Annotated in this window: 1 protein-coding gene; it reads right to left on the reverse strand. The window is 58.3% G+C overall.

From position 1 onward, the window contains the following. Positions 1-2456, reverse strand: a 2456-nt coding sequence (locus tag K0B87_09555; GenBank protein ID MBW6514981.1) for a fibronectin type III domain-containing protein, incomplete at its 3' end; no start/stop codon positions are given. Positions 2457-2665 lie beyond the last annotated feature (209 nt).

Genomic DNA, 2665 nt, shown 5'->3' on the forward strand with positions numbered 1-2665 from the left:
GAATCCTGCGAGCCGCATAGATAGAGGTCGACCGAGGCCACCCGGGGACGGTTGATGACCTGCCAATTCAGGTCCAGCGTGCCGCCCAGCCATTGGAACACATCATCCGCGGGAGGAAACTGCGCCCGGGGAAGCTGGCGGCCCCAGTGAAGCTCCAGGTTTTGCCAGCCGGTGTGGCTGGGCCCCATCCAGACATAGGGCCCCAAACGCAGATCGTGCCAGTGGTTTCGCTCCACGTCAAAAAGCAGCAGTTCCGCGCCTTCAAGGAGCAGATTGGGGTCGGGGGTCAGGACCAGATAGGCGGAAGGATGGTCGCTACGGTAGTTCAGGGCCCAGACCTTGCTGCTGGCCGCGGCGTCGAAGGGTTGGCGGATATCCTGGTAGCAGATTGTGTCGTCAGAGGAGAGCATGGTCCCGATCTGCAGAGGCGCGGAGTCTGGCTGGTAAAGGTCGAGCGGATCGCTGCCATCGCTGGCCAGGGGGTTGAGGCCCAGCCAGAAGGTCTTGCTCAGTTCATATTCCGGGCAGCTCAGCACGAAAGGATATTTACGGTAGGGGCTGGCGCGCAGGACGTACCAGTGGAAGACCTGGTTGCCGGGGCCGAAGTCCGTAGAGACCTGGTAAGAGTATATGACGCCGTTGCTTACGGTGTTGTCCTGATAGGCGTATGTGCCTTCGGCATTGGGCTGCAGGGCGGGATCGTGGGTCCAGGAGGCCAGGCAAAACCATTCTCCGCTTCCGTCTTTGCGAAAGATGCTAAAGCCCTGGATCTCAGTGAGTTGGCTGCCAAAGCTCAGGTTTATGGCTCCGTCTCCCGCGGCGGCCGCGAAATTGCCAAGCCCGGTGCCCATTTTCCAAACCTTGAGCTCGTTGCTCATCAGGCTGTGGTTTCCTTGCTTGTCCCGGGCCTGGACCCGCAGATAGTAGACCCGGCCCGAATCCAGCCAGAGTATGTAGGAAGAGGTGTTCTGCCAGGCCAGGTCGGGATTGGTGTTGCGGTCCAGGACCTGTTCGATCCAAGCCCCGTCTTCCTCCCAGCGCAGATAGATGATATAGCTGTCAAAGTCATAGCTGTAGCTTCTTTCCCATGCGAAGGAGATGTGGAAGGCCCCGACTGCGGTCAGGCGCAGGTTTTCGGGATTGGAGGGGCCGGTGCCGTCGTCCAGGACCAGCATGCTGTCGATGACGGTGTGCAGGGCGTCCAGCCAGGGCGTGTAAAATTGGATGAAGCGGGTGTAGCGGTCGGCCAGGTTCCAGGATTCGGTGGCCGCGTCATAGCCGTAAAACCAGTGCAGGTTGTCCTCATTGCGCACGTAGCATTTGGCCAGTTCGTCCATCTCCACGTGCAGGAAAGGGGAGTAGACGTCATATATGTTTTGGACAGTGGTGTAGAGCATCTGCTGGTTGTATTGGGCTCCGGGGAGATCGTGGTTGTTGGCGATCGGGATGAGCTGGCCTTCGTTATCGTAATAGACCGGATCGCCGGCATGGTAGACGCAGTAGTAATCCAGGATGTCGACCTCGGCGTGGGTGCCGATCGTGTTTTGGGGATGGATGAGGAAGGGGGTGTGGTTGAGCAGGTCGTGCCGGGCGCGGGAATTGTCGCGGATGGGGAGCGCGGGTGCGTGTCTGAAGTTGCCGGCGGAGAGCATCACGTTGGGCTGGCCGGGGTATTTGTTCCAGTCGTAGGAATGGATCTGGAGGGAAAATTCCGTCTTGTCCGTGAGGCCGCGGATCTGGTCGCAGAAACGCTGGTAGGCAACGTTGAAAGGATGGTCGGCCAATCTGGAGGGATCGCTGATCGACTGGTTGTTACTGTTGTAAGGAGGGAAGTAGGCCACTTCGCGTCCGGCGCCGTTGATCAGCAGGAAACGGGCGTCCAGCTTAAGGAAAGCCTCCAGGGCGAAAACCGGCGAGGGAAAATCGTCGCAGGGGTGCGGGGCCGTGATCACGACCGGCCGGTAAGCGCTGGGGTCATAGATGTAGAGGCCCCAGCCGTAGTCGAAGCTGCCGATCTCATGGTCGTTGGGATCGCTGGAGCCATTGGTGTCAATGTCTTCATTGAGCAACTCGCGGATCAGGTAGAGCAGGCGGCCGCTGTCGAGGTCCTGGAATTGCACCACTTCAAAGGGAAAGCCGAATTGCTCGAGTTTGCTCTGGGCTTCCTGCAGGTCGAGGGCCAGGAAAGCATCGATCACCAGGCCCCAGTTCTGTAATTCTTCGCTCGTGGCGATGTGGAAATCGCCAAAATCGTTGTTTTGCTGTTCCCAGGGGGCGTAGACATTGAGATAAGAGACCCGCCCCTCGGCGAGGTGCGAAACCCAGTGGTCATAGGAGCTGGCAGGCTCCGTGCCATAGAGGAACCCGCGGATGGAGCCGATCTCGGTCACGACGGCGTTTCCGCTCGCGACCAGAAGGACGGCCAGGCTGGCCAGCAGGAATAGTGATCTTGTCATCGCGGGTTCTCTTTTTTGCGGTTTTCTTTCTTATTGCAAGACTGGCGCCAAAGTCTGTCCTGTCAAGAACAATAAATCTTGACTGGCATTCCCCCATTTTTTATACCAGCCTGATTTTCAACTGCCAAGGTTCGATCAGATCGGCTCTATAAGGTGAGGTGTCGTAGTGTCTGGAGCTACTGAGGCAGATTTGCATGACCTGACTGATT

This window comes from Candidatus Syntrophosphaera sp. (assembly GCA_019429425.1).
Lineage (GTDB): Bacteria > Cloacimonadota > Cloacimonadia > Cloacimonadales > Cloacimonadaceae > Syntrophosphaera.